Origin of the sequence: Pseudomonas sp. NCIMB 10586, from assembly GCF_023127895.1 — a bacterium.
GTDB lineage: Bacteria > Pseudomonadota > Gammaproteobacteria > Pseudomonadales > Pseudomonadaceae > Aquipseudomonas > Aquipseudomonas synxantha_A.
The window spans coordinates 22,434-39,508 of sequence record NZ_SPKQ01000020.1; the positions used below are offsets into that span (position 1 = coordinate 22,434).

General features: G+C 61.1%; 10 protein-coding genes. 7 read left to right on the forward strand and 3 right to left on the reverse strand.

All coding sequences use genetic code 11. The annotated features are described in order from the left end of the window. Positions 1-104: 104 nt before the first annotated feature. Both E4P01_RS11155 and E4P01_RS11160 read right to left on the reverse strand, forming a co-directional pair. Positions 105-1,010: an AraC family transcriptional regulator gene (locus E4P01_RS11155; RefSeq protein ID WP_032875768.1), complete on the reverse strand. Its 906-nt coding sequence runs from the start codon at positions 1,008-1,010 to the stop codon at positions 105-107. A gap of 72 nt (positions 1,011-1,082) precedes the next feature. Then, positions 1,083-2,372, reverse strand: coding sequence for a glycosyltransferase (locus tag E4P01_RS11160; protein ID WP_032875765.1), 1,290 nt, complete (start codon positions 2,370-2,372; stop codon positions 1,083-1,085). Between the two features lie 159 nt (positions 2,373-2,531). On the opposite strand from E4P01_RS11160, the gene tpx reads away from it, so the two are divergent. The 7 genes from tpx (at position 2,532) to E4P01_RS11195 (ending at position 15,445) form a co-directional block, all read left to right on the forward strand. Beyond that, positions 2,532-3,032 carry a thiol peroxidase gene (gene tpx, locus E4P01_RS11165; protein ID WP_032875762.1) on the forward strand — a complete coding sequence of 167 codons (501 nt, stop codon included), beginning with the start codon at positions 2,532-2,534 and terminating at the stop codon, positions 3,030-3,032. Between the two features lie 231 nt (positions 3,033-3,263). Further along, on the forward strand, positions 3,264-4,562 hold the full coding sequence (locus E4P01_RS11170) for an MdtA/MuxA family multidrug efflux RND transporter periplasmic adaptor subunit (protein WP_078821464.1): 1,299 nt from the start codon (positions 3,264-3,266) through the stop codon (positions 4,560-4,562). Then, on the forward strand, positions 4,559-7,660 hold the full coding sequence (locus E4P01_RS11175) for an MdtB/MuxB family multidrug efflux RND transporter permease subunit (protein ID WP_216091512.1): 3,102 nt from the start codon (positions 4,559-4,561) through the stop codon (positions 7,658-7,660). The genes E4P01_RS11170 and E4P01_RS11175 overlap by 4 nt, the downstream gene beginning before the upstream one ends. Further along, positions 7,657-10,764: an efflux RND transporter permease subunit gene (locus E4P01_RS11180; protein WP_078821462.1), complete on the forward strand. Its 3,108-nt coding sequence runs from the start codon at positions 7,657-7,659 to the stop codon at positions 10,762-10,764. Before E4P01_RS11175 ends, E4P01_RS11180 begins: the two co-directional genes overlap by 4 nt. Positions 10,765-10,820: 56 nt before the next feature. Next, a complete protein-coding gene (locus tag E4P01_RS11185) occupies positions 10,821-12,248 on the forward strand; it encodes an efflux transporter outer membrane subunit (RefSeq protein WP_228309817.1) in 1,428 nt (475 codons plus the stop codon). Between the two features lie 299 nt (positions 12,249-12,547). Then, the gene (locus E4P01_RS11190) at positions 12,548-14,644 is read left to right on the forward strand and encodes an EAL domain-containing protein (RefSeq protein ID WP_216091510.1); all 2,097 of its coding nucleotides are present in this window, start codon (positions 12,548-12,550) and stop codon (positions 14,642-14,644) included. A gap of 54 nt (positions 14,645-14,698) precedes the next feature. Further along, positions 14,699-15,445, forward strand: coding sequence for an SDR family oxidoreductase (locus E4P01_RS11195; RefSeq protein ID WP_032875743.1), 747 nt, complete (start codon positions 14,699-14,701; stop codon positions 15,443-15,445). Here the strand turns inward: E4P01_RS11195 and mapR are convergent. Beyond that, entirely contained in the window at positions 15,442-16,851 is a 1,410-nt protein-coding gene (mapR, locus tag E4P01_RS11200; protein ID WP_216091509.1) for a GntR family transcriptional regulator MpaR, read from the reverse strand. The two genes, E4P01_RS11195 and mapR, sit on opposite strands and share 4 nt — an antisense overlap. Positions 16,852-17,075: the final 224 nt, after the last annotated feature.

The following is a 17,075-nucleotide window of genomic DNA, read 5'->3' on the forward strand; positions in this document are numbered from 1 at the left end:
CCTGAAAAAGAGAGGGTGATGCGTACGCTGAGTGACAGAAGGGGCGACGAGGTTCCTTTCGTTTTGGCTGAATGTGTTTTTCACCATGTGTCGCTGCACATCGCTCAAGCCAGGTTTTGCTCAGTAAGGCGTTGTACGGCCAGGCGCCGATAGTGGGACGGCGTCATCCCCTTAAGCTGCTGAAACCGCCGGTTGAAGTTGGAAATATTATTGAACCCCGACTCAAAGCACACATCCGTCACCGCCTTGTCGCCATCGGCCAGCAACTCGCAGGACTTGCTGATGCGCAGTCGATTGACGAATTCAATAAAAGTCCGCCCGGTGGCCTGCTTGAATACTCGAGAAAAATACGTCGGTTTCATCCCCAGGTACTCCGCGACTTCTTCCAGCGGCAGCTCGCGGGCGTAGTGGGCAAAGATGTAGTCCACCGCACGGTTGGTGCGGTCGATGCTGTGTTCGTCGGCTTGCTGCGGGGTGGTCACGCCGGACAGCAGCTGGTAGTCCTCACAGGCGCTCAATACCTCCAGCAGGATAAAGAAATGCCCCAGGCGCGCCATGCCGTGGGCGTCTTCAATGTGCTGCATGAGGGTCATGGCGTGGGCAATGGTCTTTTTGCAGCGGAATTCGATGCCGTACTGCGCGCGTTCGAGCAGCGGCGCCAGGCGTTTGAGTTCGGTGAAGATGTGGCTGCCGTGTTCGAACAACTCGTCGGTGAAGTTCACCAGCATGTCGCGCTTGGGGACCACTTCGCCTTCTTCCACCTGGCTGATCCAGTTGTGGGGCAGGTTGGGGCCGGTGAGGAACAGGCTTTGCGGGTAGAAGTTGCCGATGTAGTCACCGATAAACACCTTGCCGGAGCTGGCGACGATCAGGTGCAGCTCGTATTCCTTGTGGAAGTGCCAGCGCACCAGCGGGCAGGGGAAGCCGTGCTGGCGATAGATGATGGACAGACCGTTGTGATCGTCCATCAGCTCGTAGGAGGGATCGGTGATGCGCGTTGCTCGGGTCATGCTGCCGTCGCTTTATTGTGGTCGCTGCGTAGGATAATGCCCCGTCGCGCACGACCTCGCCAGCAGCAGTGTTTACAGGTTGCGGTTTTTTGCCTCGATCCACTGGGACATGTACTGGGTACTCTTGTGCGCGTGATGGCGCAGCATACTGCCGGTGAAGTTGTCCCGGCGATGGGCGGCGAGGTTGCGGCGGCATTGCTCCAGGCAGTCCACCAAGGCTGGCCCGTGCAGAGTCTGGTCATAGCGCCGGGCCAGCAGTTGGCGCCCGTGTTCCTGGGCCTGGGTCCAGCGCTCGTGGTCCTGGTAGAGGGCCACAGCAGCGGCGGCCAGGGCCGGGGCGTCGTGTTCGATCACGCCGGGCCAGGGTTGATCATCGCCCATGGCCTCGGCGCCGATCGGGGTGGTGACATTGGGGGTGCCGCAGAGCATGGCGTCGATCAACTTGCCCTTGATGCCCGCGCCAAAGCGCAACGGTGCCAGGCAGATGCGTGCGGCGGTCATGACTTGCAGCGCGTCTTCGGCCCAGTTCATCACATGAAAACCCTGTGCCGGGTTGTGCAGGGCGGTGGCCTTGGGTGGGGTGTAGGCGCCATAGATATGCAGCTGCGCGCCCGGCAACTGTTGGCGAATCAGCGGCCACAGACTTTGCTTCATCCACAGCACCGCATCCCAGTTGGGCGCGTGGCGGAAGTTGCCGATGCTGAGAAAGTGCGCACGGTCTTCAAACGGCGCAAACGCGGCGGTGGGCGGTTGCAACATCAACGGGCACCAATGGAGCAGAGCGGCGGGCACCTTGAACTGCTCGGTGAGCAGGCGGATTTCCACGTCGGAGATCATCAAGCTGATGTCACAGCGGTAAATCGCGGCGATTTCGCGCTTGGCCAGGTCGGTATCGGCCATGCGCTGGAACTCGTCTTGAAGCGCAGGCGCGAACAGGGCGCTGAAGTCGTCGCTGTCGGGGTTGGCTTTCACCTGCTCCTTGAAACGCTGGTGGCGGGCATCGCGCAGGCTTTGCAGGTCGGAGGTTTCCAGCACGCGCAGGGCGTTGGGGCAGCATTGCTCCACGCGCCAGCCGAATTGCTCCTCCATCATGAAACGGTCGAACAGTACGATATCCGGGGCCAGTTCGCGGATAAAGTCATCGAAACTGCTGTTATTCAGTTCGATGGCGCATTCGGCGATGCCAAGTGCCGGCAAGTCGGCCTTGTGTTCGCCGATGGTCGCAGGGCTGCTGAAGGTAATGTCCCAACCTTGCGTAAGAAAACTCTCAAGGATCTGCATCATATGCCCCCCCGCAGCCGAGGAGCGGGGCTCTGGCCAGACGTAACCAATGACCAGAACTTTGGTGGCAGGCTGATTCATCGACGACGGTTTCCTTGAAGGGCAGGCGAAAAGCGCGCAATTAAACCACAACCTGGCGACATGACAATTTGTGTCTGGCGGTAGGTAGCATCGGCACTTTGTGGTTAACTTCGGCCTCTCGAATTCGTTTAACCAAAAACCAGCATAAGGATTCCGTTCATGGCTCAAGTCACCCTCAAAGGCAACACGGTCCAGGTTGAAGGCGAACTGCCGAAAGTCGGCGCCAAAGCCGCAGATTTCACCCTGACCGCCGGCGACCTGTCCGACGCCACCCTGGCCACCTTTGCCGGCAAGCGCAAAGTGCTGAACATCTTCCCAAGCGTTGATACCCCAACCTGCGCCACTTCCGTGCGCAAGTTCAATGCCCAGGCCAACGATGTGGCCAACACCGTGGTGCTGTGCATCTCCACCGACCTGCCATTCGCCCAAGCGCGCTTCTGTGGTTCCGAAGGCCTGGAAAACGTTAAGAACCTGTCGGACTTCCGTGATTCGGATTTCGCCGTTGATTATGGTGTGGCGATTGCCGACGGCCCGCTCAAAGGCCTGACCGCTCGCGCTGTCGTGGTACTGGACGAAAACGACAATGTGCTGCACAGCGAGTTGGTCAAGGAAATCGCTGAAGAGCCAAACTACGATGCGGCCCTGGCTGTATTGAAGTAACTGTTTCTGCGCGTAACTGTCGTTTGGCAGTAACACGTATGATGCATGATTGCGGCCTGGCCTAGTCCAGGCCGTTTTTATTTGAGTGTCAGCGGTTTAGCGAAATAGCTGGCGGACTAAGATCAGACGTTAAAAGTTGTAAGCCCAAGGTAAATAGCCGGTAAAGGTGCTTTTCTAAACGCCCCCCAGTGCTTATCTTTCAGCCTCCCGAAGAAGAAGCTCTCATCCCCAATGGTTGATCACTCCATGCAATCCTCCTCCCGCAACTCCCGCCGCTGGCTGTTTGGCCTGCTTGTGCTGCTGGTTATCGCCGGCCTGTGCTGGAAATTCTGGCCCGGCGGCGCGGCTCACAAGGACGCTCCTGCGGGGCACACCGGCAAGACCGGCATGGCGCGCCCGGGCTTCGGCGGTTCCACCGGCCCGGTGCCGGTGCGCGTGGCGCCGGTGGTGCAGGGGGAGTTTGCGGTGTACTACAAGGCGCTGGGCACGGTCACCGCGCTCAACACCATTAATGTGCGCAGCCGGGTGGGCGGTGAGCTGGTGAAGATCGCCTTTGAAGAAGGCCAGATGGTCAAGGCCGGCGACCTGCTGGCAGAAATCGACCCGCGCAGCTACCAGAACGCCTTGCTCCAGGCCCAGGGCACATTGCTGCAGAACCAGGCGCAGTTGAAAAACGCCCAGGTCGATGTGGAGCGTTATCGCGGCCTGTACGCCCAGGACAGTATCGCCAAGCAGACCCTGGACACCGCCGAAGCGCTGGTCCTGCAATACCAGGGCACGGTCAAGACCAACCAGGGCGCGGTCGACGATGCCAAGCTCAACCTTGAATTCACCAGGATCCGTGCGCCGATCAGCGGCCGCGTTGGCCTGCGCCAGCTCGATGTCGGCAACCTGGTCGCAGCCAATGACACCACCGCCCTGGCGGTCATCACCCAGACCCAGCCGATCAGCGTGGCGTTCACCCTGCCGGAAAATACCCTGGAAACCGTACTCGCCCGGTATCACGCCGGCAACAAACTGCCCGTGGAAGCCTGGGACCGTAGCGACGTGAAAAAACAGGCGGTCGGCGTGTTGCAGAGCCTGGACAACCAGATCGACGTCACCACCGGTACTTTGAAGTTCAAGGCGCGCTTTGATAACAAGGACCAGGCGTTGTTTCCCAACCAGTTCGTCAATGTGCACTTGCTTGCCGACACCTTGCATAACGTGGTGTTGGCGCCGTCGGCGGCGGTCCAGTTCGGCAACACCGGCACCTTTGTCTACAAGCTTGACGGTGACAACAAGGTCAAGGTCCAGCCCCTGGTGCTGGGTGACACAGACGGTGAGAACACCGTGGTCAAGGAGGGCCTGGTCGCAGGCGATCGCGTGGTGCTGGAAGGCACTGACCGTCTCAAGGACGGCAGCGAAATCGAAGTGGTCAACGAAAGCAAGGAAGTGCCGACCACGCCGACCGAACACCTGCAAGGCAAGCCCGCGGCAAAAGGGGAGACCGGCGCTGACGCCGGCAAGGCGCAAAAGGTCGGTTCATGAACCTGTCACGCCTGTTTATCCTGCGCCCGGTCGCCACCACGCTGAGTATGCTGGCGATTGTATTGGCCGGGATCATTTCGTACCGCTTGTTGCCGGTATCGGCCTTGCCCCAGGTGGACTACCCGACGATCCGGGTGATGACCCTGTACCCCGGCGCCAGCCCAGACGTGATGACCAGTGCGGTCACTGCGCCGCTGGAGCGTCAGTTCGGGCAGATGCCCGGGCTGACCCAGATGGCGTCCACCAGCTCGGGCGGTGCGTCGGTGCTGACCCTGCGTTTCAACCTCGACGTCAATATGGATGTCGCCGAGCAACAGGTGCAGGCCGCAATCAACGCCGCCACCAACCTGTTGCCCAAGGATTTGCCGGCGCCGCCGGTGTACAACAAGGTCAACCCTGCCGACACCCCCGTGCTGACCCTGGCGATTACTTCCAAGACCATGCTGCTGCCCAAGCTCAATGACCTGGTCGATACGCGCATGGCGCAGAAAATCGCCCAGATCAGCGGCGTCGGCATGGTCAGTATTGCCGGTGGCCAGCGCCAGGCCGTGCGTATCAAGGTCAACCCCGAGGCCCTGGCGGCCAATGGCTTGAACCTGTCGGATGTGCGTGCGCTGATCGCCGCCTCCAACGTCAACCAGCCCAAGGGTAACTTCGACGGCCCCACCCGCGTGTCGATGCTCGATGCCAACGACCAGTTGGTCTCACCCCAGCAATATGCCGAGCTGATCCTGGCCTACAACAATGGCGCACCGTTGCGCCTCAAGGATGTGGCGCAGATCGTCGACGGCGCCGAAAACGAACGCCTCGCGGCCTGGGCCAACGAAAACCAGGCGGTACTGCTCAACATCCAGCGCCAGCCGGGCGCCAACGTGATCGAGGTAGTCGACCGTATCAAGGCGCTGCTGCCGAGCATCACCGACAACCTGCCGGCCGGCCTGGACGTAACGGTGCTTACCGACCGTACCCAGACCATCCGCGCCTCGGTGAAAGACGTACAACACGAGCTTCTGATTGCCATCGCCCTGGTGGTGATGGTGACGTTCCTGTTCCTGCGTCGGGTCAGCGCCACGATCATTCCGTCCATTGCCGTGCCGCTGTCTCTGGTGGGTACCTTTGGCGTGATGTACCTGGCGGGGTTCTCCATCAATAACCTGACGCTGATGGCCCTGACCATCGCCACCGGGTTTGTGGTGGACGACGCCATCGTGATGCTGGAGAACATTTCTCGCTATATCGAGGAGGGCGAGACGCCGATGGCGGCGGCGCTCAAGGGCGCCAAGCAGATCGGCTTCACCCTGATTTCCCTGACCTTGTCGCTGATTGCGGTACTGATCCCACTGCTGTTCATGGCTGACGTGGTCGGGCGGCTGTTCCGCGAGTTCGCCATCACCCTGGCGGTGGCGATCCTGATTTCGCTGGTTGTGTCCCTGACCCTTACGCCGATGATGTGCGCGCGCTTGCTCAAGCGCGAACCGAAGGAAGAAGAGCAGGGACGTTTCTACAAGGCCAGCGGCGCCTGGATCGATTGGCTGATCCAGGCCTATGGCCGCAAGTTGCAGTGGGTGCTCAAGCACCAGCCGCTGACCCTGCTGGTGGCCATCGCTACCCTGGGGCTTACGGTGGTGCTGTACCTGGTGGTGCCCAAGGGCTTTTTTCCGGTGCAGGACACCGGGGTGATCCAGGGTATTTCCGAAGCGCCGCAGTCGATTTCCTTTGCGGCGATGAGCCAGCGTCAGCAGGAGCTGGTGAAGATCATCCTTGCTGATCCCGCGGTCCAGAGCCTGTCGTCCTACATCGGTGTGGACGGCGATAACGCCACCCTCAATAGTGGCCGCTTGCTGATCAACCTCAAGGCCCACGGCCAGCGCGACTTGAGCGCAGCCGAGGTGATCACCCGCTTGCAACCGCAAATCGACAAGCTGGTGGGCATCCGCCTGTTCATGCAGCCGGTGCAGGACCTCACCATCGAGGACCGCGTCAGCCGTACCCAGTACCAGTTCAGCATGTCGTCGCCGGACGCCGAGTTGCTGGCACTGTGGAGTGGCAAGCTGGTGCACGCCCTCAGTCAACAGCCGGAACTCACCGACGTTGCCAGCGACTTGCAGGACAAAGGCTTGCAGGTGTACCTGGTGATCGACCGCGACGCGGCCTCGCGCCTGGGTGTGAGTGTCTCGACCATTACCGACGCGTTGTATGACGCCTTTGGCCAACGGCAGATCTCTACCATCTATACCCAGGCCAGCCAATATCGCGTGGTGCTGCAGGCTCAGTCCGGCGAAACCCTCGGCCCGGCCGCGCTCAACCAGATCCATGTGAAGACCACCGACGGCGGCCAGGTGCGGCTGTCGAGCCTGGCCCATGTCGAGCAGCGCCAGGCGCAGTTGGCGATTGCCCATATCGGCCAGTTCCCGGCGGTGATGATGTCGTTCAACCTGGCCCCCGGCGTCGCCCTGGGCAAGGGTGTGGAGCTGATCAACCAGACCCAGAAGGACATTGGCATGCCGGTGGGCGTGCAAACCCAGTTCCAGGGTGCCGCCCAGGCGTTCGAGGCGTCCCTGTCGAGCACCTTGCTGCTGATCCTGGCCGCGGTGGTCACCATGTACATCGTGCTGGGCGTGCTTTACGAGAGCTATATCCACCCGATCACTATCCTTTCAACCTTGCCGTCGGCGGCGGTGGGGGCCTTGCTGGCCCTGCTGCTCAGTGGCAATGACCTGGGCATGATCGCGATCATCGGCATCATCCTGCTGATCGGTATCGTGAAGAAGAACGCGATCATGATGATCGATTTCGCCCTCGACGCCGAGCGTAATCAGGGCCTGGACCCACAGACGGCGATTTACCAGGCGGCGCTGTTGCGTTTCCGGCCGATCCTGATGACTACCCTGGCCGCGTTGTTCGGTGCGGTACCGCTGATGCTTGCCAGCGGTTCCGGCGCGGAGTTGCGCCAACCGCTGGGTTTGGTGATGGTCGGTGGCTTGCTGGTGAGCCAGGTGTTGACGCTGTTCACCACGCCGGTGATCTACCTGTACTTTGATCGCCTTGGCCGGCGCTGGCGCAAAGAGCCGCAACGCCTGGAGCCGGTTGAGCCATGAACCTGTCCGGACCTTTCATTCGCCGGCCGGTAGCGACCATGCTGCTGAGCCTGGCGATCATGCTGCTCGGTGGCGTCAGCTTCAACCTGTTGCCGGTGTCGCCGCTGCCGCAGATCGACTTTCCGGTGATCGTGGTGTCGGCCAGCCTGCCCGGCGCGAGCCCCGAGGTGATGGCGTCCAGCGTGGCGACGCCATTGGAGCGTTCATTCGGTTCGATTGCCGGTATCACCACCATGAGCAGTTCGTCGAGCCAGGGCTCGACTCGGGTGATCCTGGCCTTTGATTCCGACCGCGATATCAACGGTGCGGCGCGGGAAGTGCAGGCGGCGATCAATGCCTCGCGCAACCTGTTGCCCAGCGGTATGCGCAGCATGCCCACCTACAAGAAGATCAACCCGTCCCAGGCACCGATCATGGTGTTGTCGCTGACCTCCGACGTGCTGCAGAAGGGCCAGCTGTATGACCTGGCGTCGACCATCCTGTCCCAGAGCCTGTCCCAGGTGCCAGGCGTGGGTGAAGTGCAGATCGGCGGCAGCTCCCTGCCGGCAGTGCGCATCGAGTTGGAACCCAAGGCCCTCGACCAGTACGGCGTGGCCCTGGACGATGTGCGCAATACCATCGCCAATGCCAACCAGCGCCGGCCCAAGGGCTCCCTGGAAGACGCTGAGCGCAATTGGCAGATCCAGGCCAACGACCAGCTGGAAAAAGCCAAGGACTACGCGCCGCTATTGATCCGCTACCAGGACGGTGCGGCCCTGCGCCTGGGGGATGTGGCGAAGATCACCGATGGTGTGGAAGACCGCTACAACAGTGGCTTCTTCAATAATGATTCGGCGGTGCTGCTGGTGATCAACCGCCAGTCCGGCGCCAACATCATTGAAACGGTCAGGCAGATCAAGGCCCAGTTGCCGGCGTTGCAGGCAGTGCTGCCGTCCAGCGTCAAGCTCAGCCTGGCCATGGACCGCTCGCCAGTGATCACTGCCACCCTGCATGAAGCGGAAATGACCCTGCTGATTGCCGTGGGCCTGGTGATCCTGGTGGTGTACCTGTTCCTGGGCAACTTCCGCGCTTCGCTGATCCCGACCTTGGCGGTGCCGGTGTCGCTGGTGGGCACCTTTGCGGTGATGTACCTGTACGGGTTTTCGCTGAACAACTTTTCGTTGATGGCGCTGATCCTGGCCACCGGGCTGGTGGTGGACGATGCCATCGTGGTGCTGGAGAACATTTCCCGGCACATCGACGAGGGTGTGCCGCCGATGAAGGCGGCGTACCTGGGTGCCGAAGAAGTCGGCTTTACCTTGTTGTCGATGAACGTGTCGCTGGTGGCGGTGTTCCTGTCGATCCTGTTCATGGGCGGGATTGTCACCAACCTGTTTCGCGAGTTTTCCATCACCTTGTCGGCGGCGATCATCGTCTCGCTGATTGTCTCGCTGACCTTGACGCCGATGCTCTGCGCCCGCTGGCTCAAGCCTCATGACAAGACCCGGCAGACCGGTTTGCAGCGCTGGAGCCAGAAGGTCAACGACCGCATGGTCGCCGGCTACGCCACCAGCCTGGACTGGGTGTTGCGCCACCGGCGCCTGACCCTGCTCAGCCTGTTGATTACCGTGGGGGTGAATGTCGCGCTGTATGTGGTGGTGCCAAAAACCTTCATGCCTCAGCAGGACACCGGCCAATTGATCGGGTTTGTGCGCGGTGACGATGGCCTGTCGTTCAGCGTGATGCAGCCGAAGATGGAAGTCTTCCGCCAAGCGGTGCTCAAGGACCCGGCGGTGCTCAGCGTGGCCGGCTTTATCGGTGGCAACCAAGGCACTAACAACGCAGTGATGCTGGTGCGCCTCAAACCCATCAGTGAACGCAAGATCTCTGCCCAGGCGGTGATCGAGCGTCTGCGCAAAGAGGTGCCGTTGGTACCGGGCGGGCGCCTGTTCCTGATGGCCGACCAGGACCTGCAGTTCGGCGGCGGCCGCGACCAGACCAGCGCGCAATATTCCTACATCCTGCAAAGCGGCGACCTGGCCGCGTTGCGCCTGTGGTACCCGAAAGTGGTCGCGGCGATGCGTGAGTTGCCCGAGCTGACTGCCATCGACGCTCGCGAAGGCCGGGGCGCGGCGCAGGTCACGCTGATCGTCGATCGGGACCAGGCCAAGCGTCTGGGCATCGACATGGACATGGTCACGTCGGTACTCAACAACGCCTACAGCCAGCGGCAGATTTCCACCATCTACGACAGCCTCAACCAGTATCAGGTGGTGATGGAGGTCAACCCCAAGTATGCCCAGGACCCGATCACCCTGAACCAGGTCCAGGTGATTACTGCCGATGGTGCGCGGGTGCCGTTGTCGACCATTGCCCATTACGAGAACAGCCTGGCCGACGATCGCGTCAGCCATGAAGGCCAGTTCGCTTCCGAAAACATCGCCTTCGATATGGCGCCCGGGGTGACGGTAGAGCAGGGCACCGCGGCCATCGAGCGAGCGATTGCCAAGGTTGGCCTGCCCGAAGATGTGATCGCCAAGATGGCCGGCACCGCCGACGCCTTTGCGGCCACGCAGAAGGGCCAGCCGTTCATGATTCTCGGTGCGCTGGTGGCGGTGTACCTGGTGCTGGGCATTCTGTATGAAAGCTATATCCACCCGCTGACCATTCTCTCGACCCTGCCGTCGGCGGGTGTTGGCGCGTTGCTGGCGATCTACCTGCTGGGCGGCGAGTTCAGTCTGATTTCGTTGCTGGGCTTGTTCCTGCTGATCGGTGTGGTGAAGAAAAACGCGATCCTGATGATCGACCTGGCGCTGCAACTGGAGCGCAACGACGGCATGAGCCCGCTGGAATCGATCCGCAGCGCCTGTCTGCTACGCCTGCGACCCATTTTGATGACCACCCTGGCCGCCATCCTCGGCGCCTTGCCGTTGCTGCTCGGCACCGGCGATGGCGCGGAAATGCGCCATCCGTTGGGCCTGACCATTATTGGTGGCCTGGTCTTCAGCCAGATCCTGACCCTTTACACCACCCCGGTGGTCTACCTCTATCTCGACCGCGCGCGCCACCGCTTCAATGCCTGGCGCGGCGTGCGTACCGATGCTGCCCTGGACACTGCGCTATGACCGATTCAACCAAATTATTGTGGCGAGGGAGCAAGCACCCTCGCCACAACAACACAATGAAGTTATTGGCCGTGATGATGTGTGGGGTGTTGCTCAGCGCCTGCGCCATTGGCCCTGACTACAAGCGCCCGGAGGTCATCGAACCGGTGCAGTTCAAAGAAGCCCAGGGCTGGCGCCAGGCCAACCCCAGCGATTCCCTGGCCCGTGGCGCCTGGTGGGAGCTGTATGGCGACCGCCAACTCAATGAGCTGGTAGAGCGCCTCAACACGTCCAACCAGACCGTTGCCCAGGCCGAAGCGCGCTTTCGCCAGGCCAAGGCGCTGGTGCGCAGTTCCCGCGGGGCGTTTTACCCCAGCGTCGACCTGAGCGTGGGTAAAACCCGCGCCAGCCAGGGTACCGGCAGCAGCAGCGCCAGCCTCAGCAGTTCCAGCAGTGGTATCCGCGACACCCTCAATGCGCAGTTGGGCGTGAGCTGGGAAGCCGATATCTGGGGCAAGTTGCGCCGTGGACTAGAGGCCAATGAAGCCAGCGCCGAGGCCAGCTCGGCAGACCTGGCCGCGATGCGCCTGAGCCAACAGTCGGAACTGGTGCAGAGCTACCTGCAACTGCGGGTCATGGACGAACAGACGCGCCTGTTGCAAGCCACCCTGGACACCTACCAGCGTTCATTGAAAATGACCGAAAACCAGTACCGTGCCGGGGTGGCCGGCAAGGATGCCATCGCCCAGGCGCAAACTCAGCTCAAGACCACCCAGGCCAGCCTGATCGACCTGATCTGGCAGCGCGCCCAATTGGAAAACGCCATTGCCGTGCTGATCGGCGAAGCCCCGGCCAACTTCAACCTGGCGGTGAGCAAAGACATTCCGGCGCTGCCGCAAATACCGGTGAGCCTGCCGTCCCAGTTGCTGGAACGTCGCCCCGATATTGCCTCGGCCGAACGCTCGGTGATCGCCGCCAACGCCAACATCGGCGTGGCCAAGGCGGCCTATTACCCGGATCTCAGCCTGAGCTTGCAGGGCGGCTACTCCAGCAGCACCTATGAAGATTGGATCAGCCTGCCGAACCGCTTCTGGTCGGTGGGGCCGAAACTGGCGATGACCCTGTTCGATGGCGGCCAGCGCTCGGCGGAAGTCGACCGCACCGTGGCCAGCTATGACGAGACCGTGGCCAAGTACCGCCAGACCGTACTGGATGGGTTCCGTGAAGTGGAAAACTACATGGTGCAACTCAAGGTGCTGGCGGACGAAGCTGTGGTCAGCAATGAAGCGCTGGAATCGGCGCGTGAGTCGTTGCGCTTGACCGAGAACCAGTACAAGGCGGGTCTGATCGCTTACCTGGATGTGGTGACTGTGCAGGCGACGGCCTTGAGCAACGAGCGCACCGTGTTGACCTTGTTGCAGTCGCGGCTGGTGGCGAGTGTGCAGTTGATTGCGGCGTTGGGTGGTGGCTGGGACGGCCAGACGTCTCTGGCCGAGAAGGAGTGAGCGAATACCTGGGCATCCTGTAGGAGCGAGCTTGCTCGCGAAGAACACACAGACACCGCGTTTCCCCCGGTTTCGCACGTCATCGTTGACGATCTTCGCGAGCAAGCTCGCTCCTACAGTGGGGAGGCCCCTTTCCACAGGTATTGAAAAATACCCGCATTAAGCCAGCAGATTGACGCCAAAAAATGACTAATGGCTATCTGCTTAATTAATCACCTGCCCCAGAATCATTCTCGCTACAATCGCCCGCTTTGCCACCCGGCATGGGCTTTTACGCCCTGTTGCCTGCGAGAAGCCCCATGTTGATCGGTAGCTATTCAACCTCCCTGGTCGTGATTTCCCTGTGCGTTGCAATGCTGGCGTCCTACACCGCGTTGGACCTGGCCGGGCGTATCGCTACGACGAAGGGGCGTGCCGTTTACCTATGGATTACCGGCGGTGCAGCAGCCATGGGCGTGGGCATCTGGTCCATGCACTTTATCGGCATGTTGGCCCTGCGCCTGCCGTTTGCCCTCGGGTTTGACCTGGGCATCACTGCGCTGTCGCTGTTGATCGCTGTGTTATCCAGTGGCTTCGCCTTATGGCTGGTCAGCCAGCCAAGTCTGCCGGCCTGGCAACTGGCGTTCGGTGCGCTGGTGATGGGTGCCGGTATCGCCAGCATGCACTACACCGGCATGGCAGCGATGCGCATGACCCCGGGTATCGACTACGACCCTACCTTGTTCGGCGCTTCGTTGTTGATCGCGGTAATGGCCTCCGGCGCCGCGCTGTGGATCGCCTTCAACCTGCGTCGCAATACGCCTTACGTGCGCCTGGCGCGGGGTGCGGCGGCGATGGTGATGGGCGTGGCCATTGTCGGCATGCACTACACCGGGATGGCCGCGGCGCAGTTTGCCGATGACAGTTTCTGCGGTGCCGCGCTAACGGGCTTGAGCGGCAAGGGCCTGGATAACCTGGTCTTGGTGACCTCCCTGGCGGTGTTGGTCATAGCGTTGTTGACCTCCTTGCTGGATGCCCGCCTGGAGGCGCGCACCGCTGTACTCGCCGATTCCTTGACCCTGGCCAACCAGGAACTGACCCACCTGGCACTGCACGACATGCTCACCGGCTTGCCCAATCGCACACTGCTGGCGGATCGCATTCAACAAGGCATTCAGGCGGTGTACGAGCAGGGCGGTTGCTTTGCGCTGATGTTTATCGACCTGGACGGCTTCAAGCCGGTCAACGATGCCTTCGGTCATCACATGGGCGATCAACTGCTGCGCGAGGTTGGCCTGCGTCTGCGCGAGGACTTGCGCAGCCAGGACACCCTGGCCCGTATTGGCGGTGACGAGTTCGTGTTGCTGGTGCAATTGACCCAGCCGGACGATGCCATGGGCCTGGCCGAGCGTCAGGTCGGTCTGATCAACCGCGCTTTCACGGTGGCCGAGCATGAGCTGAAAATCTCCGCGAGTATCGGTATCGCCATGTTCCCGGGCAACGGTAATAACCCCCAGGAGCTGTTGATGAACGCCGACGCGGCGATGTATCACGCCAAGGGCATGGGCAAGAACGGCTACAGCTTCTTCGATGCGTCAATGAACACCAATGCGCGCAAGCAACTGCAATTGTTGCAGGACCTGCGCAATGCCCTTGAACTCGGCGAGTTTCGCTTGTATTACCAACCCAAGTTCGATGCGGTGAGCGGTATTGCCGTGGGGGCCGAGGCGTTGTTGCGCTGGGAGCATCCGCAACAGGGCTTGTTGCTGCCGGCAGCTTTTATCGCGCTGGCGGAGAAAACCGGGCTGATCATTGCCATCGGTGAATGGGTACTCGACGAAGCCTGCCGCCAGATGAGCCTGTGGTACGCACAGGGTTATCAGAGCTGGCGCATCGCCGTGAATCTTTCGGCGCTGCAGTTCTGTCATGCCGGGTTGGTCAACAGTGTTGCGGCTGCTCTGGAGCGCCACCAATTACCCGCCAACAGCCTCACGCTGGAGATCACCGAGACCACTGCCATGAGCGATGCCGATGCGAGCATGACGGTATTGCAGCAGCTCTCGGACATGGGTGTGGACCTGTCCATCGATGACTTTGGCACCGGTTACTCCAGCCTGATGTACCTCAAGCGCCTGCCGGCCAACGAGTTGAAGATCGACCGCGGCTTTGTACGCGACCTGGAGCACGACAGCGACGACGCCGCCATCGTCTCGGCCATTGTCGCCCTCGGCCAGGCCCTGGACTTGCGGATCGTTGCCGAAGGCGTGGAAACCGATGCGCAGCAAAATTTCCTTACCCGCCTGGGGTGTGATTCCTTGCAAGGCTATTTGTTGGGGCATCCATTGCCGGCCGACAATTTCATGGCAAACATCCTCGCCGGCGAAGATGCGCCAGCGCCTGACAAAAGCCGTCAGTGACGGGTATTCTTGGATCCAACCCTAACCATCAGGTTGAATCAGGAGACCGTAGCCATGGACAAAGTCGTCATCATCACCGGAGGCAGCCGCGGGATTGGCGCCGAGACGGCCTTGCTGGCTGCTCGCGAAGGTTATCGCATCTGCATTAACTATCAGTCGGACGAGAAGGCTGCCCATGCGGTGCTTGAACAAGTGCGCGGCCTCGGCGCCCAGGCCATTGCGGTGCGCGCTGATGTCAGCATCGAAGATGAAGTGATAGCGCTGTTCAATCGCGTGGATGCCGAATTGGGGCGTGTCACGGCGCTGGTCAACAACGCCGGTACTGTGGGGCAAAAGTCGCGGGTCGACGAGATGTCCGAGTTTCGTATCCTGAAGATCATGAAGACCAACGTGCTGGGCCCGATCCTGTGCGCCAAGCACGCGGTGCTGCGTATGTCGCCTCGGCATGGCGGGCAGGGTGGCAGTATCGTCAACGTGTCCTCGGTGGCGGCGCGGCTGGGGTCGCCAGGTGAGTATGTGGACTACGCTGCGTCCAAGGGCGCTCTGGATACCTTCACCCTCGGTCTGTCCAAAGAAGTCGCAGGTGAAGGCATTCGAGTCAACGCGGTACGCCCTGGTTATATCTTTACCGATTTCCACGCCCTGAGCGGCGACCCGGACCGCGTCAGCAAGTTGGAGTCCGGTATCCCCATGGCGCGTGGCGGGCGTCCGGATGAAGTGGCTGAGGCGATTATCTGGTTGCTGTCGGACAAGGCTTCATACGCCACCGGCACATTCCTCGATTTGGGCGGCGGTCGTTAAAAAGACCGCACAATCCGCCCCAATGTCTCCATGGCCTTTTCCGAGGCTTCGCTCCATGGGCTGCCATAGTTCAAGCGTATGCAGTTTCTGAAGCGCTGGGTCGCTGAAAAAATCGGCCCCGGTGCGATGCTGATACCTTGGGCCAGGGCCATCTGGAACAATTTCAGCGAGTCGGTTTGCTCCGGCAATTCCAACCACAGAAAATAACCGCCCGCCGGCTGGCTGACCCGTGTCTGGGCCGGGAAGTAGCGGGCGATGGCCGCCAGCATGGCGCTTTGCTGTTCTTCCAGGGCATAGCGCAATTTGCGCAGATGCCGGTCATAACCGCCGTGTTGCAGGTAGTCGGCAATCGCCGCCTGGGCCGGCATCGACGGGCACAGCGAGGTCATCAGTTTCAGGCGCTCGACCTTCTGCGCAAAGCGCCCGGCCGCGACCCAGCCGACGCGGTAGCCCGGTGCCAGGCTCTTGGCAAAGGAACCGCAGTGCATCACCAGCCCTTCGGTATCAAACGCCTTGGCCGGTTTTGGCGCGTGTTGCCCGTAGTACAACTCGGCGTAGACATCATCCTCGATCAACGGCACCTGATGGCTGCGCAACAGCTCTACCAGCGCCTGTTTTTTTGCTTCGGGCAGGGTGGCGCCCATGGGGTTCTGGAAGCTGGTCATGGTCCAGCAGGCCTTGATTGGGTAGCGCTCAAGACTTTGTGCCAAGGCGTTCAGGTCAATACCATCGCGCGGGTGCACCGGGATTTCCACGGCCTTGAGTTTCAGGCGCTCCAGCACTTGCAGGCAGGCGTAGAACGCCGGTGCCTCGATGGCAACCAGGTCGCCCGGTTCAGTCACGGCTTGCAGGCACAGGTTCAGCGCTTCGAGGGCACCGTTGGTAATCAGCAGCTCCTCCATGGGCAGCATCAGGCCGCCGACCATGTAGCGCAGGGCAATCTGTCGGCGCAGTTGCGGGTTGCCCGGCGACATGTCGGTGACCACCAGGCGCGGGTCCATTTCGCGGCTGGCGCTGGCCAGGGAGCGGGCCAGGCGCGGCAACGGGAACAGCATCGGGCTGGGGAAGGCCGAGCCGAAGGGCACTGTATTAGGGTCTTTGATGGAGTCGAGTACCGAAAACACCAATTCACTGACGTCCACATGGGTGGACTCATGCACCTGCTCGCTCACCACTGGCTCGGAAAACGGGCTCGGCGCATGGGTGTTGACGAAGTAGCCCGAACGCGGCCGCGCGCGAATCAGGCCACGGCGTTCCAGCAAGTAATACGCTTGGAACACGGTAGACGGGCTGACGCCGTAGGTCTGGCTGGCATAGCGCACCGACGGTACGCGCTGACCTGGGCCAAGGACGCCGGAGCGGATCAGTTCTGCGATGTCATCGGCGAATTTTTCGTAGCGTTTCATGGCAGCCTTAAACAGTTTTCAATCTGTACGCCGGGTAAGTGTGTGTGGGAGCTTGCCCACGATTAGCATAGGTATCTACACATTTTTGGTACGGCGCTGTACCTGTGGCGAGGGAGCTTGCTCCCGTGACGACCAGTCAGCCAGCGCATATCTATCTGATGCTCGGAGATCCAAATGTGGGAGCAACTGTCTTGAAGGCTTTTAATTTAAAGGCTAATTGAAAG